The sequence below is a fragment of the Streptomyces sp. NPDC005962 genome (genome assembly GCF_040629205.1).
In the GTDB taxonomy this organism is placed as follows: domain Bacteria; phylum Actinomycetota; class Actinomycetes; order Streptomycetales; family Streptomycetaceae; genus Streptomyces.
The window spans coordinates 105,823-131,343 of sequence record NZ_JBEXVE010000012.1 but is presented as its reverse complement, the minus strand read 5'-3'; the positions used below and the strand labels follow the sequence as shown (position 1 = coordinate 131,343).

31 protein-coding genes and 1 pseudogene are annotated in these 25,521 nt (G+C 69.3%); 17 read left to right on the top strand and 15 right to left on the bottom strand.

The genetic code is table 11. From position 1 onward, the window contains the following. Window positions 1-46 precede the first annotated feature (46 nt). On the top strand, window positions 47-1,039 hold the full coding sequence (locus ABZ370_RS21575; protein ID WP_358623199.1) for an NADP-dependent oxidoreductase: 993 nt from the start codon (window positions 47-49) through the stop codon (window positions 1,037-1,039). A 3-nt stretch (window positions 1,040-1,042) separates the two neighbouring features. Here ABZ370_RS21575 and ABZ370_RS21570 read toward each other — a convergent pair whose 3' ends face one another. The 5 genes from ABZ370_RS21570 to ABZ370_RS21550 form a co-directional block, all read right to left on the bottom strand. Next, window positions 1,043-1,591: an isochorismatase family cysteine hydrolase gene (locus ABZ370_RS21570; RefSeq protein ID WP_358623196.1), complete on the bottom strand. Its 549-nt coding sequence runs from the start codon at window positions 1,589-1,591 to the stop codon at window positions 1,043-1,045. Between the two features lie 17 nt (window positions 1,592-1,608). After that, on the bottom strand, window positions 1,609-3,012 hold the full coding sequence (locus ABZ370_RS21565) for an MFS transporter (RefSeq protein WP_358623194.1): 1,404 nt from the start codon (window positions 3,010-3,012) through the stop codon (window positions 1,609-1,611). Further along, the gene (locus ABZ370_RS21560; protein ID WP_358623191.1) at window positions 3,009-3,461 is read right to left on the bottom strand and encodes a MarR family winged helix-turn-helix transcriptional regulator; all 453 of its coding nucleotides are present in this window, start codon (window positions 3,459-3,461) and stop codon (window positions 3,009-3,011) included. Before ABZ370_RS21560 ends, ABZ370_RS21565 begins: the two co-directional genes overlap by 4 nt. A 64-nt stretch (window positions 3,462-3,525) precedes the next feature. Continuing rightward, window positions 3,526-3,777, bottom strand: a complete 252-nt coding sequence (locus ABZ370_RS21555) for a DUF397 domain-containing protein (protein WP_358623188.1) — start codon at window positions 3,775-3,777, stop codon at window positions 3,526-3,528. Next, the gene (locus ABZ370_RS21550) at window positions 3,774-4,586 is read right to left on the bottom strand and encodes a helix-turn-helix transcriptional regulator (RefSeq protein ID WP_358623186.1); all 813 of its coding nucleotides are present in this window, start codon (window positions 4,584-4,586) and stop codon (window positions 3,774-3,776) included. The genes ABZ370_RS21555 and ABZ370_RS21550 overlap by 4 nt, the downstream gene beginning before the upstream one ends. A 173-nt stretch (window positions 4,587-4,759) precedes the next feature. Between ABZ370_RS21550 and ABZ370_RS21545 the strand changes: the two genes are divergently transcribed. After that, window positions 4,760-5,239 (top strand): ATP-binding protein, encoded by a 480-nt coding sequence (locus ABZ370_RS21545; RefSeq protein WP_358623183.1) that lies wholly within the window; start codon window positions 4,760-4,762, stop codon window positions 5,237-5,239. After that, on the top strand, window positions 5,184-5,579 hold the full coding sequence (locus tag ABZ370_RS21540; RefSeq protein WP_358623180.1) for a hypothetical protein: 396 nt from the start codon (window positions 5,184-5,186) through the stop codon (window positions 5,577-5,579). The genes ABZ370_RS21545 and ABZ370_RS21540 overlap by 56 nt, the downstream gene beginning before the upstream one ends. Before the next feature lie 73 nt (window positions 5,580-5,652). On the opposite strand, the gene ABZ370_RS21535 is transcribed toward ABZ370_RS21540, so the two are convergent. From ABZ370_RS21535 to ABZ370_RS21510, 6 genes and pseudogenes are all read right to left on the bottom strand, one after another. Then, a complete protein-coding gene (locus ABZ370_RS21535; RefSeq protein WP_358623178.1) occupies window positions 5,653-6,138 on the bottom strand; it encodes a GNAT family N-acetyltransferase in 486 nt (161 codons plus the stop codon). Further along, window positions 6,132-7,016, bottom strand: coding sequence for a protein kinase (locus tag ABZ370_RS21530; protein WP_358623175.1), 885 nt, complete (start codon window positions 7,014-7,016; stop codon window positions 6,132-6,134). Before ABZ370_RS21530 ends, ABZ370_RS21535 begins: the two co-directional genes overlap by 7 nt. Next, on the bottom strand, window positions 6,932-7,630 hold the full coding sequence (locus tag ABZ370_RS21525; protein WP_358623173.1) for a DUF6875 domain-containing protein: 699 nt from the start codon (window positions 7,628-7,630) through the stop codon (window positions 6,932-6,934). The genes ABZ370_RS21530 and ABZ370_RS21525 overlap by 85 nt, the downstream gene beginning before the upstream one ends. Next, window positions 7,627-8,031 carry a hypothetical protein gene (locus ABZ370_RS21520; RefSeq protein WP_358623170.1) on the bottom strand — a complete coding sequence of 135 codons (405 nt, stop codon included), beginning with the start codon at window positions 8,029-8,031 and terminating at the stop codon, window positions 7,627-7,629. Before ABZ370_RS21520 ends, ABZ370_RS21525 begins: the two co-directional genes overlap by 4 nt. Before the next feature lie 150 nt (window positions 8,032-8,181). After that, window positions 8,182-8,697: pseudogene (locus ABZ370_RS21515) on the bottom strand (DUF5753 domain-containing protein); the annotation flags it as partial. Window positions 8,698-8,750: 53 nt separating this feature from the next. Continuing rightward, window positions 8,751-9,647 carry a helix-turn-helix transcriptional regulator gene (locus tag ABZ370_RS21510; protein WP_358623167.1) on the bottom strand — a complete coding sequence of 299 codons (897 nt, stop codon included), beginning with the start codon at window positions 9,645-9,647 and terminating at the stop codon, window positions 8,751-8,753. A gap of 170 nt (window positions 9,648-9,817) precedes the next feature. Here ABZ370_RS21510 and ABZ370_RS21505 point away from each other — a divergent pair, with 170 nt between their 5' ends. The 5 genes from ABZ370_RS21505 (at window position 9,818) to ABZ370_RS21485 (ending at window position 12,943) form a co-directional block, all read left to right on the top strand. Next, the gene (locus ABZ370_RS21505) at window positions 9,818-10,141 is read left to right on the top strand and encodes a carboxymuconolactone decarboxylase family protein (RefSeq protein WP_358623164.1); all 324 of its coding nucleotides are present in this window, start codon (window positions 9,818-9,820) and stop codon (window positions 10,139-10,141) included. A gap of 66 nt (window positions 10,142-10,207) precedes the next feature. After that, window positions 10,208-10,615, top strand: a complete 408-nt coding sequence (locus tag ABZ370_RS21500) for a cupin domain-containing protein (protein WP_358623161.1) — start codon at window positions 10,208-10,210, stop codon at window positions 10,613-10,615. A 98-nt stretch (window positions 10,616-10,713) separates the two neighbouring features. Further along, a complete protein-coding gene (locus ABZ370_RS21495) occupies window positions 10,714-11,730 on the top strand; it encodes a zinc-dependent alcohol dehydrogenase family protein (RefSeq protein WP_358623158.1) in 1,017 nt (338 codons plus the stop codon). A gap of 47 nt (window positions 11,731-11,777) precedes the next feature. Next, window positions 11,778-12,545: a glucose 1-dehydrogenase gene (locus ABZ370_RS21490; RefSeq protein WP_358623550.1), complete on the top strand. Its 768-nt coding sequence runs from the start codon at window positions 11,778-11,780 to the stop codon at window positions 12,543-12,545. Window positions 12,546-12,673: 128 nt separating this feature from the next. Then, entirely contained in the window at window positions 12,674-12,943 is a 270-nt protein-coding gene (locus ABZ370_RS21485; RefSeq protein WP_358623156.1) for a hypothetical protein, read from the top strand. Here ABZ370_RS21485 and ABZ370_RS21480 read toward each other — a convergent pair whose 3' ends face one another. Then, complete coding sequence (locus ABZ370_RS21480; protein WP_358623153.1) at window positions 12,944-13,822, bottom strand: menaquinone biosynthesis protein; 879 nt, start codon at window positions 13,820-13,822, stop codon at window positions 12,944-12,946. It lies immediately after the preceding gene. Between the two features lie 96 nt (window positions 13,823-13,918). Then, window positions 13,919-14,491, bottom strand: a complete 573-nt coding sequence (locus ABZ370_RS21475) for a helix-turn-helix domain-containing protein (RefSeq protein WP_358623151.1) — start codon at window positions 14,489-14,491, stop codon at window positions 13,919-13,921. Between the two features lie 123 nt (window positions 14,492-14,614). On the opposite strand from ABZ370_RS21475, the gene ABZ370_RS21470 reads away from it, so the two are divergent. Continuing rightward, window positions 14,615-15,565: an SDR family NAD(P)-dependent oxidoreductase gene (locus ABZ370_RS21470; RefSeq protein ID WP_358623148.1), complete on the top strand. Its 951-nt coding sequence runs from the start codon at window positions 14,615-14,617 to the stop codon at window positions 15,563-15,565. On the opposite strand, the gene ABZ370_RS21465 is transcribed toward ABZ370_RS21470, so the two are convergent. Then, window positions 15,562-16,134 carry a helix-turn-helix domain-containing protein gene (locus tag ABZ370_RS21465; protein WP_358623146.1) on the bottom strand — a complete coding sequence of 191 codons (573 nt, stop codon included), beginning with the start codon at window positions 16,132-16,134 and terminating at the stop codon, window positions 15,562-15,564. The two genes, ABZ370_RS21470 and ABZ370_RS21465, sit on opposite strands and share 4 nt — an antisense overlap. A 109-nt stretch (window positions 16,135-16,243) precedes the next feature. On the opposite strand from ABZ370_RS21465, the gene ABZ370_RS21460 reads away from it, so the two are divergent. From ABZ370_RS21460 to ABZ370_RS21425, 8 genes are all read left to right on the top strand, one after another. Then, on the top strand, window positions 16,244-17,161 hold the full coding sequence (locus ABZ370_RS21460; RefSeq protein WP_358623144.1) for a DMT family transporter: 918 nt from the start codon (window positions 16,244-16,246) through the stop codon (window positions 17,159-17,161). Between the two features lie 875 nt (window positions 17,162-18,036). Continuing rightward, on the top strand, window positions 18,037-18,795 hold the full coding sequence (locus tag ABZ370_RS21455) for an iron-containing redox enzyme family protein (RefSeq protein WP_358623141.1): 759 nt from the start codon (window positions 18,037-18,039) through the stop codon (window positions 18,793-18,795). A 111-nt stretch (window positions 18,796-18,906) separates the two neighbouring features. Further along, complete coding sequence (locus ABZ370_RS21450) at window positions 18,907-20,109, top strand: pyridoxal phosphate-dependent aminotransferase (RefSeq protein ID WP_358623138.1); 1,203 nt, start codon at window positions 18,907-18,909, stop codon at window positions 20,107-20,109. Next, on the top strand, window positions 20,084-21,892 hold the full coding sequence (locus ABZ370_RS21445) for an FAD/NAD(P)-binding protein (RefSeq protein ID WP_358623135.1): 1,809 nt from the start codon (window positions 20,084-20,086) through the stop codon (window positions 21,890-21,892). Before ABZ370_RS21450 ends, ABZ370_RS21445 begins: the two co-directional genes overlap by 26 nt. Before the next feature lie 15 nt (window positions 21,893-21,907). After that, complete coding sequence (locus ABZ370_RS21440; protein ID WP_358623133.1) at window positions 21,908-22,435, top strand: cupin domain-containing protein; 528 nt, start codon at window positions 21,908-21,910, stop codon at window positions 22,433-22,435. Continuing rightward, a complete protein-coding gene (locus ABZ370_RS21435) occupies window positions 22,432-23,202 on the top strand; it encodes a sulfite exporter TauE/SafE family protein (protein WP_358623130.1) in 771 nt (256 codons plus the stop codon). Before ABZ370_RS21440 ends, ABZ370_RS21435 begins: the two co-directional genes overlap by 4 nt. A gap of 32 nt (window positions 23,203-23,234) precedes the next feature. After that, the gene (locus ABZ370_RS21430) at window positions 23,235-23,819 is read left to right on the top strand and encodes an O-methyltransferase (protein WP_358623128.1); all 585 of its coding nucleotides are present in this window, start codon (window positions 23,235-23,237) and stop codon (window positions 23,817-23,819) included. A 184-nt stretch (window positions 23,820-24,003) separates the two neighbouring features. After that, window positions 24,004-24,540 carry a nitroreductase family protein gene (locus ABZ370_RS21425; RefSeq protein ID WP_358623547.1) on the top strand — a complete coding sequence of 179 codons (537 nt, stop codon included), beginning with the start codon at window positions 24,004-24,006 and terminating at the stop codon, window positions 24,538-24,540. 17 nt (window positions 24,541-24,557) lie between these two features. Here the strand turns inward: ABZ370_RS21425 and ABZ370_RS21420 are convergent, their stop codons facing one another. Continuing rightward, window positions 24,558-25,502: a YwqG family protein gene (locus tag ABZ370_RS21420; protein ID WP_358623125.1), complete on the bottom strand. Its 945-nt coding sequence runs from the start codon at window positions 25,500-25,502 to the stop codon at window positions 24,558-24,560. Window positions 25,503-25,521 lie beyond the last annotated feature (19 nt).

Sequence of the window (25,521 nt, the reverse complement as noted above, 5' to 3'; positions counted from 1 at the left end):
TGGTCCGTTCAGCGTATCCCGTGGCAGGGGCAGGAGAAGAGACACGATGAAGGCGATCCGGCTGCATGAGCACGGCGGCCCCGACGTACTCCGTTCCGAAGAGGTGCCGACCCCCGAGCCGGGCCCGGGCGAGGTGCTCGTCCGCGTGCACGCGGTCGGCGTCAATCCCCCCGACTGGTACGTGCGCGGCGGGCTGAGCAGCATGCCCGGGACGGAATCGACGCTCAGCCTGCCCGCGATCCCGGGGACGGACGTGTCGGGCGTCGTCGCGGCCGTCGCCCCGGATGTGGACGGCTTCGCCGTCGGCGACGAGGTCTTCGGTCTTCTGCGCTTCCCCAGCTTCGACGGCAGTGCGTACGCCGAGTACGTCGCCGCGCCCGCGTCCGACCTCGCACACAAGCCGACCGGCATCGATCACGTGCACGCCGCCGGGGCGCCCATGGCCGGGCTGACGGCATGGCAGTACCTGATCGAGCTGGGGCACGACCACCCGTCGCCCTTCCAGGAAACCCGGCACCGCCCGGTACCACTCGGCGCCGACACGACGGTGCTCGTCAACGGCGCGGCGGGCGGCGTGGGCCACTTCGCCGTGCAGCTGGCGAAAAGGAAGGGCGCGCGGGTCGTCGCGGTGGCGTCGGGCACGCATGAACCGTTCCTGCGCGCGCTCGGCGCCGACCAGTTCATCGACTACACCAAGAGCCGCCCCGAGGAACACGCGCACGACGTCGACCTCGTCCTCGACACCGTCGGCGGCCCCGCCAGCCGCCGTTTCCTTCGCACGCTCAAGCGCGGCGGCGCCCTGTTCCCGGTCTTCCCCGGGGAGTACGACGACGAAGAGACCGCGAAGCTGGGCGTCACGGTCTCCCTCACCCAGGTCCGCTCCAACGGCGCGCAACTCGCCGAGCTGGGGCGCCTGCTCGACACGGGCACGGTGCGCGTCGCGATCGACAGCACGTTCCCGCTCGCGGACGCCCGGGCGGCGCACGAACGCGCCGCCCGGGGACACATCCAAGGCAAGATCGTGCTCACGGTCGCGTAGAGATCACACCGACCCGGCCCACTTCTCCACGCTCGTCACCTCGGCCTGGCTCGGGAACACCTTCTCGGTGAGCACCCGGTGGACCTCCTCGTCGAAGTCGGCGCACCCGTCGGCCAGCACGGTGAGCCGGTAGTCGAGGTCGGCGGCCTGGCGGAGCGTGGACAGCACGACACCGCTGGTCGAGACGCCCGCCAGGACGAGGTGGCTGAAGCCGCCGGACCGCAGGACCACGTCCAGGTCGCTGCCCGCGAAGGCGCTGATCCGCCGCTTGGTGATCACGACCTCGCCGGAGCGCGGCGCGGCATCGGGGTGGATGGCGGAACCCGGGTCCTCGGGCGTGAGCACACCGGCGGGCAGGGCGCTGAACGTCTTGTTGTCGCCGGACTTCTCGGGGTGCCCGGACCGGAACCCGACGACGACGTGCAGCACGGGGATTCCGGCCTGACGGGCGGCCTCGACCGCCCGCGTCAGACGCGGCAGGTACTCGGGGTCGGAGACACGGCCGACGATGCCCTTCTGGATGTCCATCACGAGAAGTGCGGTGTTCGACATGGCAGTTGAGCCTTTCATCAAGAGGCAGAAGCAGAAGACGAGCCGACGCGGCCCAGCGAGCGGTCCGCGACCGTGATCGCCAGAAACAGACCGGCGACGACGAGCATGAACCACGCCAGACCATGCAACCCACTAGTGTCCGCACGGGCGCCGAAGAAGACGCCGTTGGCGCCGGAGGCGACCATCGCGCCGAGGTAGAGGAAGGTACGCAGCAGCCCGGCCGAGGAACCCATCCGCTCCGGGTCGGCCTGGTGATACACCGCGTTCTGCAGGGCCAGGTTGTTCAACCCCTGCGGTACGCCCGCGACGAGCGCGACGACGACCAGCAGCCACACCGGGCTGTCCGGCTGGAGCAAGAGCACCAGAAGGCTCAGGACGATCTGCCCCACCGCGCCCACCAGCAGCTTGCCGCGCACCTGCGCCCGCCGCCCGGTGGCCGTGGACACCGCGATCCCGGCCAGGAACAGCGGCAGTTGCGCCAGCCCCGCCTGCGACGCCGACAGCCCCCGCCCCTCCTGGAGCCACTGGGTGTACCCGTAGAGGAGGACGTACGACACGATCGCGACCAGGAGCATCCGGGCATACGTGAGCAGCAGTGGAACGTTCCCGCCGAGCACCCGCAGATCGATGAACGGCTCCGCCACCCGCAGCTCCCGCACCGCGAACCCGGCCGCCGCCACCACCATCAGCACCGGCAGATACCAGCGGTCGGCCCCCGGCTCCATCAGGAACAGCAGCAGCGATACGAGCATCGCGGCGAACAGCGCCATGCCGGGCAGATCCAGCGCGGCCCCCTCGCGCTCCCGGCGCGGCGGGGTCTTCGGCAGCCGGAGGAAGCCCAGGAGCAGACCGGCGGCGGCGAGCGGGAGGTTGACGGCGAACGTCGTACGCCAGCCACCCAGCCCGATCAGCAGCCCGCCCAGCGACGGGCCGATGACCGCCACGGTCTGGTTGGCGATGGAGAGCGCGGTCAGCACCCCGGCCGGGCTCTCGTGGCCCGTACGCCTCGCCTCGCTGCGGATGAGGTACATCGCGGCCGGATAGCCCGCGCAGGTCCCGAACCCGAGCACCACCCGCGCGACGATCAGCATCCCCAGGTTCGGCGCCAGCGCGCCGATCAGCCCCGACAGACCCGTCAGCGCGGACCCGAGCAGAAAGAGACGGCGCGGCCCGTACAGATCGATGAGCCGCCCCACGACCGGCTGCCCTATCGCCGTCGCCAGATATAGCGCGGACACCAGCCACGCCGTCTGCGACGGCGGAGCCCCGAACGCCGCGCCGATCGGCACCAACGACACGGAAACGATGGACGAGTTGACCGGGTTGAGGATCGACCCCAGCATCATCGGCGCGAGCAGCCTGCGGTCGAAACCGTCGCGCGCCTGGGGCTTGGTGGACCGTCGTATCAGCCGTGTGATCATGCGTCGCTGAGCCGGTCGAGCAAGGCCAGCGAACTGATGATGGCCTGCCGTTCGTCCTCGGTGAAGCCGGATTCCAGGGCCTGGGACAGCCACTCCTCGCCCGCCCGGCGCTTGTCCTCCGTGAACGCCTGACCCGCCTCGCTCACCGAGATCAGCTGCCGCCGCCGGTCATCCGGATCGGGCCGCCGCTCAATCAGCCCCCGCTCATCGAGCACGCCGAGGGTCATCGCCATGGACTGCGGCCGCACGCGCTCGGCGGCGGCGAGCCCACTGGCCGAGGCGGGCCCGTCCTTGCTGAGCCTGCTGAGCACGGCCGTCTGCGTCGGCGTGAGCCCTTCCGTGTCGTACGACTCCCGGAACCGCCGCCGCAGGCGGCCCACGACAACGCGGATCTCGTGCGCGGCCTGCACGGAGGACGCGGACATGCCGGATTGGGGGGTCTCAGCCATACCCCCACCGTAATTTCTTCAGTCCAGCCTGTCCAGTCTGGACTGAACAGGCTGGACTGTTTAATCAGCCGTTCGTGGCGAACCCGACGAACGTGTCCCACGCGGTGGCCGGGAACGTCAGCATCGGCCCCTCGGTGACCTTGCTGTCGCGGACGTGGATGGCGCTCGGGCACGCGGCGACCTCAACGCACGCGCCGCCCTCACTACCGCTGTAGCTGCTCTTGTGCCAGTCCATGGCGACCTCGACGCACGCGCCGCCCCCGCTACCGCTGTAGCTGCTCTTGAACCAGTTCAACTCGCCTATGCCCCTGTTCATAGCTCTCCCAGCACCTTCTCAATAAGGTCCAGCGACTCCCGTGGGTTGAGAGCCTGGGCCCGGATAATCCCATACCGAGCTGCGATGACGCGGACCTCTTCCCGGTCGGTGAGCAGGATGCTGTGCTCCTGAGTTTCAAGGTACGCGACCTGCGAACCCCCCTTGGGGACCATCAGGATGCATGGGCCATCGGCTCCGGCGTGGTCCTCGCGGTCCGTCGGCATGATCTGGAGTTCCACATTGCGCTTCTCCCCGAGGAGGAGCAGATGTTCCAACTGTCCGCGCAGGACCTGCTTCCCGCCATAGGGGCGCCGCAGAATGGCCTCCTCCATGACGAAGCCCATGATCGGCGCGGGCTTGACGGTGAAGATGGCCTGGCGATCCAGCCGCGCAACGACCCTCTGCTCGATCAGCTCCTCGTCCAGCAGAGGGCGACGCATGCCCAGCACCGCTCGCGCGTAGTCCTTCGTCTGCAACAGCCCCATGAACACCTGGTTCTCGTACGCATGCAGCTCTGCCGCTTCCTGTTCGATCTCCGCCGCATCCTGGAAGAACGCCGGGTAGCGGGCCAGCGCGGCCTGTTCCTTCTGCGCCTTGAGGATGCCCCCGGCGGCCAGCACCTCATCCGTCTTGTCGATCAGATCCGGCTTGGGGATGCGGCGCCCGCACTCCACCGAGGCGATCTGATCCGCGCTGTACCCGACCCGATGCCCCAGTTCCGTCTGCGTGAGCCCGGCCTTCTCCCGCAGCAGCTTCAGCTGCCTGCCGAACCCCCTCGTGAACGGAGACGACTCGTCCCTACCTGCCATGTCACCACCCCTGCCCACCGCGCCTCGCGTGTCCGACAGACACTGTCCGTACAGGCGCGCTTACTGGTCAGGCTAGGCACACGCCCCCCACTCTCGTTGCCATGACGACCGAAAATCCCCCCTCACGGGGTACGACCGGGGGCCAGATCCCTTCCGTACCCGGAGAGTTCGCCATGCGCTTCACCTCGACGCCGCGCGGTGCGCGGCTCGCGCGGCGGCTCGTATCGCACCGGCTGGCCGCGTGGGGGTATCCATACGATTCCAGCCCCAACGAGATCACCACGCTCATCGCCAGCGAGCTGTGCGCCAATGCGGTGCGTCACGGACGCGTCCCCGGCCGGGACTTCCACGTCCGCCTCACCGCGCCCCTGGACGACTCCGGCCCGATCCGGATCGAGGTGTCGGACACCCGTGGCGAGCGGCAGCCCGCGCTCACCAGGGCGACGCCGGACGCCGAAACGGGACGCGGACTGTTCCTCGTGTCGCAGTTCGCCGAGCGTTGGGCCGTTGGGCCACGGCCCAACGGTGGGCCCGGGAAGACCGTTTGGGCGGAGATCGCAACTAAATACAGCGCGTCCAGCCCTAGGCTGGACGACCATGGAACAGCGGATGCAAGCCGCCCTGCGCGTGGAGATCAGCGCCGAGGCGGATGATGGGGATCTCGCGATCCACGACCTGTACCGGTGGCTGCGGCGGGACTCGGACGTCCGGGCGCACGCCGAGCTGAATCTGCTCCCGTCCCGTGACGGCGGGCCGCTGGCCGTCATCGACCTGGTGGTGAGTCAGGGTCTGGGCGCGATGAACCTGGCGCTCTCGTACGCCGCGTGGCGCGCCGCGCAGCCGACCGCGCCCGCCGTCCTCATCGCCGCCAACGGCCGTTCGATAGCGGTGCGGGGAGAGTGCGACGCCGAGACGGTACGTACCTTCCTGGAGGCGATGGAGTCCGCGTCCGCTCCCAGTCCGACCCCGGCAGCGGACGCGGACAGCGCGTGACCCTCAGCCGTACACCGGCAGCCACCGGGCCGTCGTGCCCTTTGCGGCGGGCCGGGGCGGTGGGAACGCCCCGTCACCGGTTCCGCGATGCGTACACCTGGAACGGCACGGCGGTTCCGTCCTCGGTGTGCTGATCGGATGTGCCGATGCGGGTGAATCCGGCTTTGGTCAGTACGCGTCCGGAGGCAGGGTTGGCGGGATGGTGCATGGCCTCTATGCGGTCCAGGCCGGTGGTACTGAAGGCGAACGCGACGACGTGCTTGGCGGCTTCGGTGGCGTAGCCGTTGCCCCAGGTGTCTTCGCGGAGGATGTAGCTGATGGTGCCCATGGACACGGACCGTCGCCGCAGGGCGATCAAGCCGATCAGCTCGTCGGTGAGGATGCCCCAGCTCCATTGCGCTCGCGGGGCCTGGGCGGCCCCGGCGAGGGCCGTGCGGATCTTCTTCTCGGCTTGGTCCAGGGTGAGGGCCTTGCCGGTGGTGTACAGGACCGAGGCGCCGCTGTAGACGCACTGGAGGGCCGGAGCGTCGTCGGGAGTCAGCGCTCGCAGGCTCACCATGAGGTGGCCAGTTCCTGCGCGGTGGGCCGGTCGGCGGGGTCCGCGGACAGACAGGCGGTGATGGCGTCCTCGAAGGCGGGGAACGACCACGGCCGGACATCGCCGAGGGCTGTGGTGCTGCCCTTGGCGATGGCGCGCAGCTTTTCCATCCGGTCGACGTCATCGTCGTAGTGGACGGGGCGGTGGCCGGTCCAGCACCAGAACAGGGAGGCTCCCAGGCTCCAGATGTCGGCGCCCGGCCGCGCCTGGATGTGGGTGTCCGCGGGGGTGGCGAGGATGGCGGTGGCGATCTCGGGGGCGGTGGTGTGGGTGAGGGCGCCCCGGTAGGGGAGGCGGGAGCCGTCATGGGGGCCGCAGGCGAGGGCGTAGTCGATGACTGCCGCGCGGCCGTTACGCGTCACGAGGGTGTTGGTGGGCTGGACGTCGGCGTGGGCCCAGTCGGCGGTGTGCATCCGGGCGAGATGCTCCGTCCAGGTGCGGGCGATACCCAGGAGCCAGGGGCGGACCGAGGCGCGGTCTCCTTCGGGTCCTCGGGCGAGGGCCAGGGCTCGCCACAGCGGCGCGCCGTCGACCCAGCGCACGGCCAGCCACCGGCCGCCCTCCCATGCCCCGGCGTCGACCCGGTAGTCACGGCTGAGGGCGCCCGCTGCGGTGAGACGGAGAAGGTGGTCGTCCTCTTGGGCCATCTCGGCGGCCTTGTCGCGGGCGTTGTCGCTGTCGGGGTTGTTGGCTTTCAGCGCGACCGTGCCCCGGGGGCCTTGGATCTTCCAGGCGCGCGAGCCGCGCCGGTCGCTCAGGAGCTGTGCAGAGGTGGGTTCGCCGATGTGTCCGGTGAGGAGGGCGATGGCTTCGTCGGGGGGAGGAAGCGTCTGGTCCATGTACGGATCTCCTTCCACTGGGCGGGGATGTGCTCGAACACGTCACGGCCGTCGTCGGCGGCCGCGGCGAGCGCGGCGGCCAGGTCCGGGGTCGCGCGCAGGAAGTACGGGTCGCGGCGGCGGACGGCGGCCCTTACGGGGAGGAACGAGGCAGGAGCGGTCGGGATTCGTGCGCCGGTTGCGGTGACTTCCTCTTCTCCCGCGTAGAACTTGCCGAACATGACCCCGACCGGCCCGTACAGGTTCTTCAGGGCCCAGTGCGGCCATGCCATCAACTCGCGGTGCCGGATGCCGGGGACCTCGCCCAGGAGGACGATGTTCTCGCATCGCAGGAGGCCGTGCGGCCGGTTCAGCAAGGGCCGCAGCCACTCTGCGGCCTGGACGCCCGCGTGGAAGAGTTCCGCTTCCACCGCTTCGGCATCGCCGTCGACGCGGTAGACAGTCCAGGCCGTCAGGTCCTGGCGGAGCGATGCCTCCAGGTAGGGGCAGTGGGCGGTCATCCGCTGCACATACGTGCTGATGTCCACGCTCTCCGGCCGGGTGGTGCCGGGCTCAACGAGACGAAGCGCCCCGGCGGTGGGCCGGGGCGCTGCCGTGGTGCGTGGGATGGTCACCGGCGGCCGGTCCCCGACTCCTTGGACGTGACGTCGTCTCCGTCCCCTCCGGCCGGGGTGCAGTCCCACTCGGCCACCACGGTGCCGGTGGAGCGGTAGCGGGCGATGGCGTCGTGGTCCACGTTGCCGCCTGCGTCGGTGAACCAGATCTGCGGCAGCGGTCCGTACGCTTCCTCGTAGGCGCTCACCCAGGCGATCGGGCCGTGGCCGTTGGCGGCGACGTGGCCGATCGGCCGGCCGACGGTCTCCTGGCAGAGGGCCGCGTACTGCGGGGTGCCGAGCATCTCGTGCCAGGCCGCGTCCACGGCCGGGGAGAACATCTCGGGCACGGACTGGCCGTTCTTGAGGCGCTGGCCGGTGATGGTCAGGAACCGGTGCAGTTCGGTCGTTACGGTGCCCACGAAGGTGCCCCTCTCGGTGTCGAGTGGTGCTCGCCCGGCCCGAATGAGGCCCCGCCTCTCGGGCTGGTGAATCCGTCGGTACTTCGACACTTCGACGCTACGGACCTCACGGGTGGCGCCTCAACGAAATTGCGGAAGATTGCGCGGTGTTCATTCCAGCGCGTCGAGCGCGGCCTGGATGAGAGCGCGGGCGGCGTCGCCGTGGACAGCCATGGCCGCCAGCCGAGTGAAGGCCCGCGCGTAGTCGGCGAGTTCGCGGGGCTGGGTGACGTTGATCTCCGCGGTGAGGGACTCGACCACGGCTTGGACGTCGTCGTGAAGGTAGAACGCCTCCAGCGGCCAGATGGTGCGCTGCGCGGTGAACGGGATGATGCCGAGGGAGACCGAGGGCAGCGGCATGACGGCCAGGAGGTGGCGGAGTTGACCGGCCATGGTGGCGGGGTCGGCGGTGCGGTTACGCAGGACGGATTCCTCTATGAGGACGACGAAGCGGTGGTCGCCCTCGTACAGGAAACGGGAACGGGCGACGCGGGCGGCGACGGCTTCGGCGACGTCGTCGGGGGTGCCCTGGAAGTCGGTGATCATCCGCATGAGAGCGGCGGCAAAGGCCGGGGGCTGGAAGAAACCAGGCGGCACGTTGGAGACGTACGCCCGGCAGAGCAGGGATGTCGGCTCAGCGTTGTTCGGCCGGGTCCGGTGGCGGCGTTGGATGGCTACCGCTAGGCGCTCTGTTCGCCGCCGGCGGCCGCGGGGTCCGCTTGGCCGTCCTGGTCGAGGGTGGCGGCCCAGCTGGCCAGGAGTTTGAGGCTGTCGTGGGACGGCGTGCCGGGTTCGGCGCTGAGGGCGGTGAGGGTGAGGCCGGGGTCCGTCGGGATGGGCATGGCCTCGAAGGGGAGGGTGAGTTCGCCGACCGCGGGGTGGCGGAAGTGCTTGACGCCGGTCTGGTGCAGGCGCACGTCGTGCGCGGCCCACAGGGTGCGGAACTTCTCGCTGCGGGTGGAGAGTTCGCCGACGAGGTCGGTCAGGTCCCGGTTGTACGGGTCGCGTCCCGCTTCGGTGCGCAGGAGCGCCACCGCGCCCGCCGCCTGGGCCTCCAGATGGGGCAGGAAGTCGGCCGCACCGGGGTTGAGGAACTCGTACCGGGCGAGGTTCACGGGCCGGGCCGGGTCGGCGAAGACCGGGTCGTACAGGGCGCGGCCGAGCCGGTTGGTGGCGAGGATGTCGAGGCGGCCGTTGCGGATGAAGGCCGGGGCCTCGGTCATCGCGTCGAGCAAGTGCTGAAGGGCGGGACGGATGGGCTGCGGCGCCCGTCGGCGGGGCGCGCGGCGGGTGGTGTTCGCGGTGCGCGCGAGGTCGTCGAGGTGGGCGCGCTCGGCCTCGTCGAGCTGGAGGGCGCGGGCGAGGGAGTCGATGACGGTCTCGGAGACGCCGGAGAGGTTGCCGCGCTCCAGGCGGGCGTAGTACTCGGCGCTGACACCGGCGAGCAGTGCGACTTCTTCCCTGCGCAGCCCCTTGACGCGCCGGTTGCCGGAGTAGGCGGGCAGCCCCGCCTGCTGGGGCGTGATCTTGGCACGGCGGCTGGTCAGGAACTCGCGTACCTCGCTCCGGTTGTCCATGCCGTCGAGGCTACGTCGGCTTGTTCGGCTGTGGGGTGTACTGCCAGTACACGTATCAACGAGTCCTTCCACACGCGTGTGACCTGCGGTTCCATCGATTGTGGCGCAAGCGGCCCCGTCCGACGGCGGGCCGATGAGCGCCACCGGGACATGCGGAAAGGACACGAACGATGACGGAGAAGACTCGGCCGGGCCCGCGGGAGCTGTTCGGGGACGTCGCTCCCGCCCTGGCGGGCTACAGCGAGGACGTGCTGTTCGGGCAGGCGTGGAAGAGCCCGGAGCTGTCCCCGAGGGACCGCAGCCTGGTGACCGTGGCCAGCCTGATCACCAGCGGCAGCAGCGAACAGTTCTCCTTCCACATCCCTCTGGCCAGGCAGAACGGTGTGACCGAGGCGGAAGTGATCGAGACGATCACGCACATGGCGTTCTACGCGGGCTGGCCCAAGGCCATGTCCGCGCTGACCGTGGCCCGGGAACTGTTCCGCACGGCCTGACCCCCTTCTCACCTGCATCACCACTACGGCCGCCCGCGGCGGCCGACGCAAGGAGCACGTACCACCATGGAGATCCTCAAGAAGCCCGCGACCATAAAGCTGCCCGCGCAGATGTTCACCGGCGACGTCTGGGCGGATGTGATCCACCGGGGCGAGGAGCCCTCCCGGGTGCGGGTGAACATGGTCCGCTTCGCGCCGGGTGCCCGTACCGCCTGGCACAGCCACGGCCTGGGCCAGACCCTGCACGTGGTGTCCGGAGTCGCCCTGGTCGGCACCCGGGACGGTGTGATCGTCGAGGCGCACCCGGGCGACACCATCGGCTGCCCGCCCGGCGAGGAGCACTGGCACGGCGCGGCCCCGGACCAGTTCATGGAGCACATCGCCCTGTGGGAGGGCGACGAGGTCGACTGGCTGGAGCACGTCACCGACGCCGAGTACGGCGGCCCGCGCACCAGCACCCGTACGCCGCACTGAGCACTGAGCACCGAGCACCGCTGACCGGAGCATGAGCGTCAGCTGCCGGCGGCCGACATCCCATCCCGTTCAACCCTCCCCTCACTCTGGAATGAGTCATGCGCGCAACCGTGATCCACGCCCCCGGTGACATCCGGGTGGAGAACCTGCCCGAACCGAAGCTCCTCGCCCCCACCGACGCGGTGATCCGGACCGTCGCCGCCTGTGTGTGCGGCTCCGACCTGTGGGACTACCGCGGCATCAACGAGGTCGCCCAGCCCACGCCGATCGGCCACGAGTACGTCGGCGTGGTCGAGGAGACCGGCGCCGAGGTGCGGGACATCAAGCCGGGGCAGTTCGTCATCGGCTCCTTCTTCGCCTCCGACAACACCTGCCCGGTGTGCCGCACCGGCTATCAAACCTCCTGCCCGCACAAGGAGTTCGTCGGCGGCTGCCAGGCCGAGTACATCCGTATCCCGCTCGCCGACGGCACCCTGGTCGCCCTGGACGGGCAGCCCGACGAGAAGCTCGTGCCGAGCCTGCTCACCCTCTCCGACGTCATGGGCACCGGCTGGTACGCGGCCGTCGCCGCCGAGGTGAAGCCCGGCTCCACGGTGGTCGTGGTCGGCGACGGGGCGGTCGGCCTGTCCGGCGTTCTCGCCGCCCGGGAACTCGGCGCCGAGCGGATCATCGCGATGAGTCGGCACGCCTCCCGGCAGCAGCTGGCGACCGAGTTCGGCGCCACCGACATCGTCGCCGAACGCGGGGATGCGGGCGTCGCCCGCATCGAGGAACTCACCGGCGGCATCGGCGCCGACTCCGTCCTGGAGTGCGTGGGCACCCAGGAGTCGATGCGGCAGGCCGTGCGGGCCACCCGCCCCGGCGGCAACGTCGGCTTCGTCGGCGTCCCGCACGACGTGGCCATCGACGGCCAGGAGCTCTTCTTCTCCCACGTCGCCCTGCGCGGCGGCCCCGCCCCGGTACGCCACTTCCTGCCCGATCTCATCGACCGCGTCCTGAACGGCCGCATCGAGCCCGGCAAGGTCTTCGACCTGACGCTGTCGCTGGACGAGGCCGCCGAGGGATACCGCGCCATGGACGAGCGCCGCGCCATCAAGACACTGCTACGGCCATGACATACCGACCGGCCACCGTCCACGTACCCGAGGGGAACCGCACCTCCATGAGCCCGACATACGACTTCCATGACCAGGTGGCCCTCGTCACCGGCGCGGCCTCCGGCATGGGCCTGGCCACCGCCCGGGCCTTCGCCGAAGCCGGTGCCGCCGTCGTCCTCGCCGACATCGACGCGAAGGCCGTCCAGCGCGCGGCCGAAGAACTGACGGCGGCCGGTCATCAGGCGATCGGCATCGCCTGCGACGTCACGGACGAGGAGCAGGCGGCCGCGACGGTCGAGCGCGCGGTCGCGACGTACGGCCGCCTCGACATGGCGTTCAACAACGCCGGTGTGCAGGCCCCGCCCAGCGACGCGGCCGACGAGACGGCCGAGAACTTCGACCACGTCAACGCCGTCAATCTGCGCGGTATATGGGCCGCCCAGAAGCACGAACTGCGCCAGATGCGGCAGCAGGGCAGCGGCGCCATCGTCAACTGCTCCTCGCTGGGCGGCCTGGTGGGCCTGCCCGAACGCGCCGCCTACCACGCCTCCAAGCACGGGGTGATCGGCCTGACCAAGAGTGCCGCCGTCGAGTACGCGCCGAACGGCATCCGGATCAACGCGGTGTGCCCCGGCGTGATCGACACCCCCATGGTCGCCGACATGCTCGAAGGCCAGGCCGACGCCATGGCCGAGATCATGAAGCAGCAGCCGATCGGGCGACTGGGCCGGGCCGACGAGATCGCCGCGGCCGTCCTGTGGCTGTGCAGCCCCGCCGCGAGCCTGGTCGTCGGCGCCGCGCTGCCCGTCGACGGCGGATACACCACCCACTGAGCATCACGAGTGCCCGGCATGGGAAACAGCACGCTGGAGCGCGGCCTTATGACCGGGTACGCAGCCCCTGGTACAGGAGGTCGAGCACCCGGTCCACCTGGGCCTGGTCTTCGAGTACACCGGCGACCATGGCGATGCCGCTGAGCGACACCAGGACATCGTCCGCGCCGATCGTCGGGACCACCAAGCCGCACCACCTCACCGACGCCGTCGCCGCCACCGAGCTCAAGCTCAGCGCCGAAGAGCTGACCCGGCTGGAGGAGCACTACACCACGCGCCCCGCCTCCGGCTTCCGACCCGCCCGCCCGGAACAGGACGGTCACCCGGCCGGGGTTCCGGGCGGTCGCCGCCGGGCCCGCCCCGCCGCGCGACCCGCCGATGGCGTACCAAGGCGGTGACTACGGCTGGAGGACCGAGATCTCCAGTTCAGGATCGAATCCGGAGTCCGAAGCAACCCTGCGGGCGAACTCGCGAACACCCGCCAGCTGGCGTTCGCCGAAGGCGAAGTCCAGAGCCTCGGTGTAGTAGCGGCGCAACGCCTGCTCGTCGAACGCCTCCCACCGGGCGGCCTGCTCGCACACCTTGTCGACTTCGGTCATCGAGAGGTCCCGGGACTCCAGGAAGGCCCGGTGCACCTCGCGCACGATGCGGGGGTTCTGCTCCAAGTAGTCCTTGCGGACGGCCCAGGCCGCGAAGACGAACGGCAGACCAGTCCACGCCTTCCACATCTCGCCCAGGTCGTACACCAGCAGTCCCAGATCCTCGGCCTGGTGAAGGTAGGCGCGTAGCGCGGCGTCACCGATGACGACCGCGGCATCCGCGTCCCGCATCATCACCGGCAGGTCCGGCGGGCAGGTGAAGTACTCCGGGCGGACCCCTTCCCGCTCCTCCAGCAGAAGTCGAGCCAGGCGTACCGACGAGCGCGAGGTGGAACCCAAGGCGATCCGGCGCCCGTCCAACTCGCGCAGCGGGACCTGGCTGACGATCAGGCAGGAGGTCACCGCACCATCGCTGCCCACCGCGATGTCCGGGAGCAGCACCAAGTCGTCGGCATGCCTGAGGTACTCCATGCAGGCGATCGGACCGATGTCCAGGGCCCCCTCGACCAGCAGACTGCTCAGCCGGTCCGGAGTGTCCCTGGTCAGCTCCAGGTCGAGCAAGGTGCCGGTGCGGGCCAGTCCCCAGTAAATCGGCAGACAGTTGAGGAACTGGATGTGCCCGACTCGGGGACGCTTCTCCGGTTCACGCAGGACGCGAGCTACGTGTGAGATATCCACTTCCACAGGCTAGTCCTTCAGGGTCCGCCTCAATTGAGTCAGAGCGTCTGCTCGCAGAAGGGAACCATCAGCCGGGGCGCTGGGCGCGACGAGGTCTTACGACCGGGTACGCAGCCCCTGATACAGGAGGTCGAGCACCCGGCCCACCTGGGCCTGGTCTTCGAGTACACCGGCGACCATGGCGATGCCGCTGAGCGACACCAGGACGTCGTCCGAGCCGATCTCGGGACGGGTGACTCCCGCCGCGGCGGTCGCCGCGAGCAGCGCGCCGATCGCCTCGCCGAGCCGGTCGCGGCTCTGCGCGAACGGGTCCCCGCCCGCGACGACGACGGCCCGGATCGCCTCCGTCAGACCGATCTTGGTGGTCATGTAGTCGACGAAGCGGTCCATCCAGGTACGCAGGGCGTCGCCGGGCGGCACCTCGTCGAGCAGTTCCCCGGCCGCGGCACAGACCGCGTCGAGTTCCGAACGGTATGCCGCCTCGATGAGGTCCTCACGGGCCGGAAAGTGGCGGTAGACGGTGCCGACGCCGACCCCGGCCTCCTTGGCCAGCTCGGTGAAGGGGACATCAGGGCCCCGCTCCACGAACAGGCGCAGCGCCACCTCCAGGAGGCGCGCGCGATTGCGCTGCCCGTCCGCGCGCGCTCTGCGCGGCGTCGCCTCGGTCACAGCCACTCCCAAGAACCGGAATCCATTCCACTTGGGATCGTACACACTTGCAACCGGAATCCATTCCGGTTTAGCTTGACGTTACCGGAACAGATTCCGGATAACGATGACTGGAGCCACGCCATGAACACGCACGAGCGATTCACGACCCCCTACGGCTTCCATACGACGGCGGACGAGGTTCTCGACGGTGTCGACCTGACCGGCAAGCGCGCGGTCGTCACGGGCGGCGCGTCCGGCGTCGGAGTGGAGACGGCACGCGCCCTGGCCGGGGCCGGGGCCGAGGTCACCCTCGCCGTCCGCAACGTCGAGGCGGGCGACCGGGTCGCCCGGGAGATCGCGGGGAAGACCGGCAATGCCCAGGTGACCGCCGCGCCGCTGGAGTTGACCGACCGCGCCTCGGTCGCGTCCTTCGCCGACGCCTGGCAGGGCCCGTTGCACATGCTCGTCAACAACGCCGGGATCATGGCCCTGCCCGAGCTGCGCCGCACACCCGAGGGCTGGGAACTGCAGTTCGCCACCAACTACCTCGGCCACTTCAACCTGACCCGCCGCCTCCACCGCGCACTGGCCCAGGCCGGTGGCGCGCGCGTCGTCTCCCTCAGCTCCAGCGGCCATCTGTTCTCGCCGGTCGTCTTCGAGGACATCCACTTCGAGCGCCGCCCGTATGAGGAGTGGGCGGCCTACGGCCAGTCGAAGACCGGGAACGCGCTGCTGGCCGTGGGAGCGGCCGGGCGGTGGTCCGACGACGGGATCACCGCCAACGCGGTCATGCCCGGCGGCATCCGCACCGGCCTCCAGCGCCACCAGGAGGGCACCATGACGCCGGAGATCAAGGAAGCCTTCGACAACTACCACTGGAAGACCGTGGAGGAAGGCGCCGCGACCTCGGTACTGGCGGCCGCGTCCCCGCTGCTCGAAGGCGTCACCGGCCGCTACTTCGAGGACTGCAACGAGGCCGAGATCAACGACAACCCCGGCCCCGGCTCCGACAGCGGCGTGCAGCCCTACGCGCTCGACGCGGGCAACGCCGAGCGGCTGTGGGACGTCGCCACCGCGATGCTCGACTCCTAGAGCCCGGCCTGTTCCAGGACTCTTCGCGCCATGCGGCGGGCCGCGCCGACCGGGTCGGGGATGACCGACAGGCCGTACAGCACGGTGGCGCCCTCGTGGAGCAGGAGCAGTTCGTCGGCGAGGGCGTCGGGGTCCTCGGCGCCCGCGTCCTCGGACAGGCCCCGCAGGTAGCCGCGCAGCCAGCGCTTCTGGTCGCCGACCACCCGGCGGGCCGGATGGCCGTCGTCCGGAAGCTCGGCGGCGGCGTTGACGAAGCCGCAGCCGCGCGGATTCTCGCGGCGCATCCAGGCGGCGAGGGCGTCGAAGGTGGCGAGGACGCGGTCCGGCGGGGCCTGCCGGGGCGCTTTGTCGACTTCGGCGGTCAGCCACGCCCGCCACCGCTCGTCGCGCTCGCGCAGATACGCGGCGACCAGCGCTTCCTTGCTCCCGAAGCGCTCGTAGAGCGTCTTCTTGGTGACTCCGGCGCGCTGGGCGATCAGGTCGACGCCGACCGCGTTGATCCCCTGCCCGTAGAACAGCTCGCTCGCGGCGTCGAGGACGCGGCGGGCAGCGGGGGTGAGCGTGTCCATGGTGCGGTCGCCTCCCGACGGGGCTTGACGGGTATACCGATCTGTTTAGTCTAGTACCTGAGCGACTAAACAGACCGGTATACCCGGCGAACCCTGGGGGAGGAGTCTCATGCCTGTCACCGCGATCACGTCGATCGGCCTCGTCGTGATGTGGAGTTCCGGCTTCATCGGCGCCGAACTCGGCACCCGCGAGGCCCCCGTCGACACGCTGCTGATGTGGCGCTTCATCGCGGCGGCGGTTCTGCTGGGCGGCGGCCGGCTGCTCTTCCGACGACGCCGGGTATCCCTCCGCGCCGTCTCCGAGCAGACCGCCATCGGCGCGCTCTCGCAGGGCGGCTACCTGGGCGGGATCGTGTGGGCGGTCGGACTCGGCGTACCGTCCGGGACGGCCGCGCTGATCGCCGCCCTGCAACCACTGGCCGCCGGAGCCCTGGCCGGGCGGCTGCTCGGCGAAACAGTGAGCGCGCGTCAGTGGACAGGGCTCGCGATCGGGCTGGGCGGCGTCGCCCTCGTCGTACAGGGCGACCTGTACGGGACATCGGCCGTGACGCCCTGGGCGTACGGCCTGCCGTTCGCGGCCATGGCGGCGCTGCTGGCGGCCAGCTTCCTGGAACGGCGCGCGCGGTCGCCGCTCGCGCCGGTCGACGCGATACCGCTGCACTGCCTGGTCAGCGCCGTGCTCTTCGCCGGGGTCGCCCTCGTCGGCGGCCACGCGGCGCCCCCGTCCGGCGGCGGCTTCTGGTTCGCGGTGGCGTGGACGGTTCTGCTGTCCACGGTGGGTGGCTACGGCTTCTACTGGCTGAGCATGCGGCGCAGCGGCGTCACCCGTACCTCCGCGCTGATGTACCTCACGCCGCCGACGACCTCGGTGTGGGCCTACGCCATGTTCGGGACGGCGCCGGGGGTGGTGGCGCTGGTGGGGATGGCGGTGTGCGTGCTCGGCGTGGCGGCCGCCACGGGTTGCCCCGGGCGGTCGGCGCGGGTCCCTCCGGAACCGGAAGCGGCCCGTCGCGAGGTCGTCCCCTGACCGCGCCGCCGGACGGGCCGGGCTGTGTCCGGATCGAGGTGTCGGACACCCGCCGGGGAAGCGGAAGGGGCAGTCGCCCGCGACACGCACGGCCCGCGCGTATGGAACGGCGGGATCGCATGCCTCCCACGGCCACAGGCACGGTCGCTGGCGGACTCTTCCGGTTCATCTGTACGTCGAAAGCCGTACGCGTGGCCTGACCGACGCGACTGCCGGTGCCCGGTGCGGGGAACAAGACCACGCTGTCCGCCCTGCTCATCGCGCTTCTGGAACACGTATTTGCCGCATGGCCGTTCGCGCATTGACCGCAAGGACACGATCTGGACGACCGGCCACCAGCCCAGCGGTCGTACCGCTCACACTCCGGTCGCCGGTCCTACGACGGCGGAAACTCGCAGTTGAGGCACGGTACCGCTCCCGGGCGGCCACCTTCGCCGAGAACACGTTCGCGCCCGCGCGGAGTTCCCTGCTCGCGGGCGCTCTCGTGATCGCTGTCCTGATTCCGTCGCAGTCCCTGTCTTGATTTACGTTGTTGATAAACAGTGGAAACATGCCTTCCCGCAGATCAGCCGCGTCAGCCTTTCCGCGCGGCTCCCGGTACGCACCGGCTCATCCGGCAGCTGCCCGGACAATGGCCGGTTCCTGTCCTGCGGAGCCAAAGAGCCGTGGGACACGATGATCGCGTCAGATCAGCAGGGAGTTCGGCGAACAGCAGAATGGATGCGCCACCCATCCAGTGCCGCAATAAAGCGGACGGATGAATTCACCTTCTATTCGGTCCGATCCCCGCCTCGATCCTGTGCGTCACCCTGCGTCATTGCTCGGCAAGGCCGTCACGCCAGTCAATCGCGCCTGAAACGGGAATGGAAACGAGAATGACAACGTTTTCGAGCACGGCGATCCACGACTCGGTCACCTCACTCATCGACGACCTGGACCGGCACCCGGTCTACGAAAACGAGTACTTCAAGCTCCTCGAGGGAACGCCCTGGACCGGTGAATCGTTCGAATTCCACCGGGCGAACTTCTACCACCGCACCGAAGGCACCGTGAAGGGCATCGCCCATGTCTGCGCCCAGGCGGCGGCCCACGACGACATGGACACCCTGGTCCTGTTCTCGCACATCCTCAACGAGGAGACCGGCGACGGCAACCGGGCGCACTGCCACGAGGTGCTGATGGAGAACACCCACAACCTGCACGGTCAGGTCGAGTTCGGGGTGGCTCCGCTGCTGGTCAAGGAGGCGCGGGAGAACAAGCTCGTCATCCCGGAGACCCTGGAGTACCGCCGGCGCACGCTGGACCTGCTGGTCACCGACTACCACAGCATGCTGGGCGTCGCGATGGCGCTGGAGTCCCACGCCGACCGGATGCTCAAGATCTGCCGTACGGCGTTCCGCAACACCAACAAGGTCCTCCCGCAGGACAAGTTCGTGCACGACGTCGAGGTCTACTTCAACGTCCACGTGGGCGACGAGGGAGTCGAGGAGCGCCACGCCGCGGACGCCAAGAAGTGCGTGGTGAACAATTGCCACAGCGAGGCGGACGTGGCTGCCATCGCCGCCGCCGCGACGGCGACGCTGGACGTCCAGTTGGAGATGTGGAACGCGATGCACAAGGCCGTCACCAGCTGAGTCCGCGGCTCCAGAGAGGCAGTCCACACAACTGTGCAGAAGAACCGAGGAATCTCCAGCGCTGTTCTGAACATTCCGGAATCGGCGACGCACGGAACCGCGGCCAAGCTCGTGGCGCTGAACAGCGGGCTCGCCGCGGAAGACCAAGTAATCGACCTCAGCATAGGCGCTCTCGACACGCCCACCGATCCCCGGATCGACCGCGGCGTGATCAATTTCATCCAGACGAAATCCGACGTGATCCACGCGTTCGCCCCCATCAAGGGATTTCCCTTTCTGCGGGAATCCATTGCGGCGCGCGTGAGCCGTCTGCACGGGATCGCATACGATCCGGAGAACGAGATCCTGGTGACGCCCGGTGGCGTGAAGGGTTCCATCTCCGTGGTGCTCCACGCCCTGCTGAACCCGGGCGACGAGGTCGTCGTCCCGGTGCCCAACTGGCCGCACTACTCGGACATGGTGCTGCTGCACGAGGCCGTACCGAAGACGGTCCTGGTCACGGCCGAGGACGGGCTGACGGCGCCGGCGCTCGAGCAGGCGATCTCCGACCGGACCAAGATCGTTGTACTCGGCGACTGCATCAACCCGACGGGCAAGATCTACTCGACGGAGGAACTCTCCGCGCTGGCACAGGTCGTCGCCCGGCACAACCTGCGGCGCGAGGCCGACGGCGCGAGCCCGATCTACGTCCTGTTCGACTGCCCCTACGAGGCCCATGTCCTGGGCGACCGCGCCAAGACATTCGCCGCCATCGAGGCCGCACTCCCCGATGGGAGTCTCACCCCGATGCGGCCGTGGACGCTGACGGTGACCGGCCCCGGCAAGACGTACGGCATGCACGGGGACCGGATCGGCTATCTGTGCGGGCCGACGGACATCGTCGAGGCCGCCGCCCGGGCACAGGTCAACCTCACGTCGTTCGCGTCCACCTACGGCCAGGTGGCGACGCACATCGCGCTCCAGCCGGCGATGGACGAAGTGGCGACGGCGAGGGCCAGGACCGCGCGCACGAACCTGGAGGCCATGCTCCGCGAACTGGAGGCCGTGCCCGCGCTGCGGGTCAGGCCGCCCCAGGGGGGTTACTTCCTCTTCGTCGACCTGTCGAGCTACGCCCACGCCTACCAGGAGCACGGCTACGTCACGGCCGACCAGTTCCTCCTGGAGGAGGCGAAGGTCGCCACGATCTGCGGCAACCACTTCGCCGAGGACAAGGGCCTCAGCCACTTCGTGCGGATCAACTGCGGCCGCACGGCTTCCATCCTGAGCCAAGCCGGCATACGCATCAGGCGTGCCCTCAGCCGTCTGGAGCCCTGAGCTGAAAGCCAACACGGCAGGAACTGTCAGATACTGCGTCATCGGCACCGGATTCGCCGGTACCTGCGCGCTGTGGCATCTGGTCCGGGAGCTGACCGTTCCAGGACGTCTGTCCCCGCTCTCCCGTTCCGCGATCACGATCGCCACGGTGGAGCGGGGGCGGGTGAACGGCCCCGGATACCCCTACGCCAAGGACAACGCCCAACTCGGACACCGGTGCAACAACGAAGCGAGCACCATGGGGATCCATGGCAACGACTTCGTCGACTGGCTCGCCGAGAGCAAGCCCTGGCTCGTCGCCGATCATCCGGAACTCATCCTGGAGACCCACCCCGGGATCGAGCCGACGGACTGGAAGCCCGAGGACGGCGAGTTCTATCCGCGGGCCCTGTTCGGCCTGTACCTGGAGCACCGGTTCCAGGACGCCGTGAAAGTCGCCCGGGACCACGGGATCGAAGTGCGGCAGTACACGGGACACGAGGTCTTCGACGGGCGGACGACAGCGGACGGCTTCTCCGTCCTGCTCCGTGACCTCGGCACCGGCCGCGAGTTCAGCCTGGACGGACTCGACCGGGTGCTGCTGAGCACCGGGCACTGGCAGTCCGCGGAGAACGACGCGCTCGCGGAACACGCGGGGTACGTCTCGGCGCCCTATCCGCCGGGCAGGCTCCGGTCCGTCGTCGCCGGCCGTGTCCGGTCTCGGCGGACACCGGGTGCGCGTCCGCGGGTCTACGTCCAGGGGATGGGGCCGAGCGGCATCGACGCCATCATGACCCTGTGCGATGAGGGCGAGTTCACGTACACGGCGGACGGGCACGTCGCCTCCTACCGGCCGGCGCCGTCGGGAGGGGGAGAAGAACCGCCGCACATCGTCGTCGGATCACGCTCCGGGTTCTTTCCCCCCGTCCGGGGCCCGCTCACCGGCCATGAGCTGTCCCATCTCACCCCGGACGCCCTCGCCGGTATCCGGAGCGAAAACCAGGGGCAGTTGAGGATCGAGCCCATTCTGGACCTGTTGGACAAGGATCTGCGCAGAGCGACCGATGGGGCGCTGGGGTGGCACGACGTCGAAAATCCCCGGTTCTCCTCGGCCAGAGAGAAACTCGAAAGCGACCTTCGGGACTCACGTCACGGAAATCCCGTCTACACGCTCGTCCTGAAGGCGCGGAGGATGTGCTTCTACCGGGAACTGGAGCCCGGCGACAAGGCCGTGTACGACCGCCTTTTCGACACGCACTTCATTCGGACGGCGGTGCCGATGCCGACGGCGAACGCGGAGAAACTGATCGCCCTCATGGACGCCGGAGTTCTGTCCACCGTGAAACACGGGTACGCGGAGCCACCGGTCAGTGTGCACGAGGACGGCGGATTCGTGATCGCGTACGAGACCGCCGACGGCGAGCGTTCCAGCGTGCGGGCCGACTGCGTAGTACGGGCCAAGACACAGGATTTCAGCCTGGAACGCCACCCTTCGGCACTGGTGCGGAATCTCCTGCGGCGGGGCGAGATCGTGCACCACGAGGAATCGGGATACGTCACCGGCGGGCTGGCCCTCGACCCGCACGGAACGTACCGGGTGACGAGGCGTGTGGGGAGCCTTTCCGGACCGTCGCCGCATCTGTCGTCGTACGGCTCCCCCGTCAGGTTCTGGCAGAACGAAAACAATTACGCCAGAGCCTTCGTGAAGGCCGCCGAGCAGGTCGCCGCCGACTGGGCCGGCGCCGCGACCGAAATGCCGCAACGCACCACCGTACCGGACGACTCAGGGCTGATCATCACCTAGACAGGGAGTTGCGCGATGGAAATGAAAGAGTTCTACTATCAGGACGGCCTACGGGTCAGCGTGTTCAATCTCGACCACGAAGCCGTTCCCTACCACTTCCACAACGAAGTGTCGGACATGGTGTATTGCTCCAGGGGGCAGATCGCCATCGAACTCCCCGAAGCGGGCGAGGTATTCACCGTGCTTCCCGGACAGGTCTTCCAGGTGCCCCGCACCAACAAGCACCGGTTCGTCAACGGAGCACCCGTCGGAACGCCCTCGCGGTACGTCCTCCTCCAGATCGGCACGTTCGACATCAACTTCGTGCCGCCCGCCGAAGGACTCGCGGAGAAGGTCGCCGACCGCACGGCGACACACGTGGCGGACGCCGACGTATACATCGAGAACCGCAAGGACGACATTCTCGGGCTCGCCGACCGCTTCACGTCGGAGAAGCCGGAGGTCCTGACCGCGGAGGAGCAGACCGACGTGGTGCAGGCGCTGCGCTGCTTCGTGGACCGCGGTATCGCGGCCGAGCATCCGAGGGCCGCCGTCCAGTCGTGACCGACGCCGCCCCTTTCTCGTTCCGACTGACCACCTTCGTGCTGATCGTTCTCACGTTCTTCGTAGGTGGGTTGTTCAAGGGGTTGACCGGCCTGGGCCTGCCGCCCGTCGTCCTCGGGATTCTCACCGCAACGATCGGTATTCAGCCCGCAAAGGCGCTGATCATCATCCCGACGTTCCTGACCAATGTATTCCAGGCGGTGCGCGGCGGCCACGGTCGGAAAATCATCCATCTCACCTGGCCGTTTCTCTTGGCCGCCACCTTGTTCACCCTGTCGGGCGCGCTGACGCTGAGCTATTTCCAGGCGGACGTGATGTCCGCCCTGCTCGGCGTCGGGCTCGCCGTCTACGGGATTCTGGGGCTGTTCCGACTGCGGGTGAACATCAGGGGGAAATGGTGGAATCACCCCGTGGGTGCGTCCCTCGGGGCCGTCAACGGATTTCTCACGGGAATGACCGGATCGTCGGCCGTCCCGGGTGTCTTCTACCTTCAGTCGATCGGTCTGCTGCGGGACCAGTTGATCCAGAGCATGGGGATCCTCTTCACGCTGTCGACGGTTTCCCTGGCATGGTCGCTGCGCACCCAGGATCTCCTGGACGCGAACCTGCTCGCCATGTCCGCGGTGTCCTTGGCGCCGGCCTTTCTGGGAATGTCGATCGGGAACAGAATCCGCCGCAACATACCCGAGGAAAAATTTCATACGGTACTCTGTACCGCTCTGGTACTCCTTGGCCTCTACATCACGGCCCTGAATCTGGCCAAGTGACACCGGATCATTAATCGACAAGGGGAAATATTATGGAACCGGCCTTCGCCGAGTTACTGCGCGAGTTGGGGGAATTCGGCGAGGCCAACGACTCGGCCACGGACGACCGAAGCCGGAAGATGCTGAACATCACGCCCGACACCGGTAAGTTTCTCGCGCTGCTCGTCAAAGCCTGCAAGGCGCGGAACATCCTGGAGATCGGCACGTCCAACGGCTACTCGACCTTGTGGCTCGCCGACGCCGTGGGCCCGGAAGGTTCGGTCACGACGGTCGAGCGGGCCGACGACAAGGTGAAGATGGCCGAGCGGAACTTCCGGCGTGCCGGACTCCATTCCCGGATCCGGCAGATCACCGACGACGCGGGCCGTTTCCTCGCCTCGCGCGAGGCCGGCGAGTACGACTTCGTCTTCCTGGACAGTAACCGCGGGGAGTATGTCGGCTGGTGGGACTCGCTGCGGCGGATCCTCGCGGACGGCTGCCTGCTGGTGGTCGACAACGCCGTGTCCCACGCCCACCAGCTGGAGGACTTCAACCGGCTGGTCGAGGCGTCGGACGACTTCTCCGGAGTCCTGCTGCCCATCGGCAAGGGCGAGTTGGTGCTCCTCAAGGACTCGTGACCGGTCCCTCGCCCGCCGACGAGCAGCCCCGAAGGCCCTTGAGGGCTGCTCGTCCAGGACGGCGATGCCGTCTGCCCCTCTCCTCTCCTCTGAGCCGTGCTCTCCCGTGCATCGGCTGCACATCGGCTGTATCGACCCGTCTTTCGTTCACCATCCGCACTGAGGAGTAACTGCCTTGGACGTCATGACGGCCATCCTGACGCGCCGTAGCATCCACACGCTCTCCGGTCCGGCTCCTTCGGACCAGGAGTTCGCCTACCTGCTGCGGGGAGCGGCCGCGGCCCCCGACCACGGCAGACTGCGCCCATGGCGCTGGATCCTGCTGAGGGACGCGGACCTGGAGGCGGTCGGCGCCTGCCTCGCCGCCGAGGCGGAGCCCGAGGAACGGGCCATGGTCGAGAAGAAGTTCATGCGAGCCCCCCTGAAGGCGGTGCTCGTCTTCTCCCCGGCGGCGGAGCACCGGGTGCCCGAATGGGAGCAGCTCGCCTCGGCGAGCAACGTCGCCTACGGCTTGATGCTGTTACTGCACGCCCGCGGCTTCGGCAGCATCTGGCGTACCGGCCGGTTGTGCCAAAGCCCGGGCACTCGGAGCCTGTTGGGCGTCCGTCCGGACGAACAGCTCCTGGGCTCCCTGGACATAGGCACGCCCGGCGTCTCGGTACAACCGGCCCGCCGGAGCCATGAGGACGTCACCGACCGCATGCAGTTCCTGCGCACCTGAACGGGACCACGACGCCGTCAGCAGCACTGCCAGGTGAACATGGCGCGGTCGAAGCGGCCCGCCGCGAGGTCGTCGGGGCGGATCAGCCAGTACAGGGCGCCGCCGTCGCCCCACATCAGGTCGGCGTCCTCGTCGGAGTCGAACTGGGCCAGGAGCACCCAGCGCCGCGCCTCCGCCTCGATCCGCGGGTCCTCCCACGACACCCCGTGGCCGCCCAGTGCGCCATGTGCGACCACGACCTCCACGGGGGTCTGCACGGACTGCGCGTGGCCGCCGATCTGGTGGGCGGCGCCGCTCTCGTACGCCCACTGCGCCCGCTTGAACGCGTCCGGGAGGTCGAGGCCGCCGAGCGCGGGCGCGTCGGTGTCGGGGGCGCTCGGGCCGAGGCGGACGGTGAGCGGCATGGCCGGGTACGGGGTGAGCCCGGCGGGCGCGGGGCGCTCGGGGGCGTCGGCGGGCGCGGGCGGGAAGTGGAGTACGCGGGCTCCGGCCCAGGTGGTGGGGTCGGCGGTCTCGACCAGGGCGTCGTCGTCCTCGTCGCCGTAGTAGAAGAAGGCGAGCCGGCCGTCGGGGGCCAGCGGTATGTCCAGCCCGGCCACCGGCAGCGCGGCGCAGTCGACCGACGCGACGAACCGCAGCGGGCCGTGGCCCTCCCACACCGGCCACTCGACGCCGTCGGGCAGCCGGGGCAGCCCGCCGAGCTGCCCGACGACCGGGTCGCCCGCCGCCGCGACGCGCAGATGCGCGGCGGGGCGCAGCAGCCCGGTCCAGCGGTCGGCCAGGTCGGCGGGGAGGTGGGTGCGCGCGAGGGTGTGCAGCGGGTGCTCGGCGGTGGTCATACGGGCCATCATGACGGGCGGCACCGACAACAGACGGGCCGGGCGGTACCGGCGGGCGGGGCGGGCGGTACCGGCGGCGGGGCGGGCCGAGCGGCGGGGCCCGCGCAGGTCGAGAAAGCCCACAGGTCAAGGAACCGTAAAG

Bases quoted from the DNA above. Each gene is read 5' to 3' on its own strand.
- ABZ370_RS21460 (WP_358623144.1), top strand. From the start codon at position 16,244: ATGCCTGTCACCGCGATCACGTCGATCGGCCTCGTCGTGATGTGGAGT.
- ABZ370_RS21535 (WP_358623178.1), bottom strand. From the start codon at position 6,138: ATGGTGAGCCTGCGAGCGCTGACTCCCGACGACGCTCCGGCCCTCCAG.
- ABZ370_RS21490 (WP_358623550.1), top strand. From the start codon at position 11,778: ATGAGCCCGACATACGACTTCCATGACCAGGTGGCCCTCGTCACCGGC.
- ABZ370_RS21545 (WP_358623183.1), top strand. From the start codon at position 4,760: ATGCGCTTCACCTCGACGCCGCGCGGTGCGCGGCTCGCGCGGCGGCTC.
- ABZ370_RS21430 (WP_358623128.1), top strand. From the start codon at position 23,235: ATGGAACCGGCCTTCGCCGAGTTACTGCGCGAGTTGGGGGAATTCGGC.
- ABZ370_RS21455 (WP_358623141.1), top strand. From the start codon at position 18,037: ATGACAACGTTTTCGAGCACGGCGATCCACGACTCGGTCACCTCACTC.
- ABZ370_RS21550 (WP_358623186.1), bottom strand. From the start codon at position 4,586: ATGGCAGGTAGGGACGAGTCGTCTCCGTTCACGAGGGGGTTCGGCAGG.
- ABZ370_RS21555 (WP_358623188.1), bottom strand. From the start codon at position 3,777: ATGAACAGGGGCATAGGCGAGTTGAACTGGTTCAAGAGCAGCTACAGC.
- ABZ370_RS21500 (WP_358623161.1), top strand. From the start codon at position 10,208: ATGGAGATCCTCAAGAAGCCCGCGACCATAAAGCTGCCCGCGCAGATG.
- ABZ370_RS21465 (WP_358623146.1), bottom strand. From the start codon at position 16,134: ATGGACACGCTCACCCCCGCTGCCCGCCGCGTCCTCGACGCCGCGAGC.
- ABZ370_RS21540 (WP_358623180.1), top strand. From the start codon at position 5,184: ATGGAACAGCGGATGCAAGCCGCCCTGCGCGTGGAGATCAGCGCCGAG.
- ABZ370_RS21560 (WP_358623191.1), bottom strand. From the start codon at position 3,461: ATGGCTGAGACCCCCCAATCCGGCATGTCCGCGTCCTCCGTGCAGGCC.
- ABZ370_RS21510 (WP_358623167.1), bottom strand. From the start codon at position 9,647: ATGGACAACCGGAGCGAGGTACGCGAGTTCCTGACCAGCCGCCGTGCC.
- ABZ370_RS21575 (WP_358623199.1), top strand. From the start codon at position 47: ATGAAGGCGATCCGGCTGCATGAGCACGGCGGCCCCGACGTACTCCGT.
- ABZ370_RS21565 (WP_358623194.1), bottom strand. From the start codon at position 3,012: ATGATCACACGGCTGATACGACGGTCCACCAAGCCCCAGGCGCGCGAC.
- ABZ370_RS21530 (WP_358623175.1), bottom strand. From the start codon at position 7,016: ATGGACCAGACGCTTCCTCCCCCCGACGAAGCCATCGCCCTCCTCACC.
- ABZ370_RS21495 (WP_358623158.1), top strand. From the start codon at position 10,714: ATGCGCGCAACCGTGATCCACGCCCCCGGTGACATCCGGGTGGAGAAC.
- ABZ370_RS21485 (WP_358623156.1), top strand. From the start codon at position 12,674: ATGGCGATGCCGCTGAGCGACACCAGGACATCGTCCGCGCCGATCGTC.
- ABZ370_RS21505 (WP_358623164.1), top strand. From the start codon at position 9,818: ATGACGGAGAAGACTCGGCCGGGCCCGCGGGAGCTGTTCGGGGACGTC.
- ABZ370_RS21440 (WP_358623133.1), top strand. From the start codon at position 21,908: ATGGAAATGAAAGAGTTCTACTATCAGGACGGCCTACGGGTCAGCGTG.
- ABZ370_RS21570 (WP_358623196.1), bottom strand. From the start codon at position 1,591: ATGTCGAACACCGCACTTCTCGTGATGGACATCCAGAAGGGCATCGTC.
- ABZ370_RS21470 (WP_358623148.1), top strand. From the start codon at position 14,615: ATGAACACGCACGAGCGATTCACGACCCCCTACGGCTTCCATACGACG.
- ABZ370_RS21425 (WP_358623547.1), top strand. From the start codon at position 24,004: ATGACGGCCATCCTGACGCGCCGTAGCATCCACACGCTCTCCGGTCCG.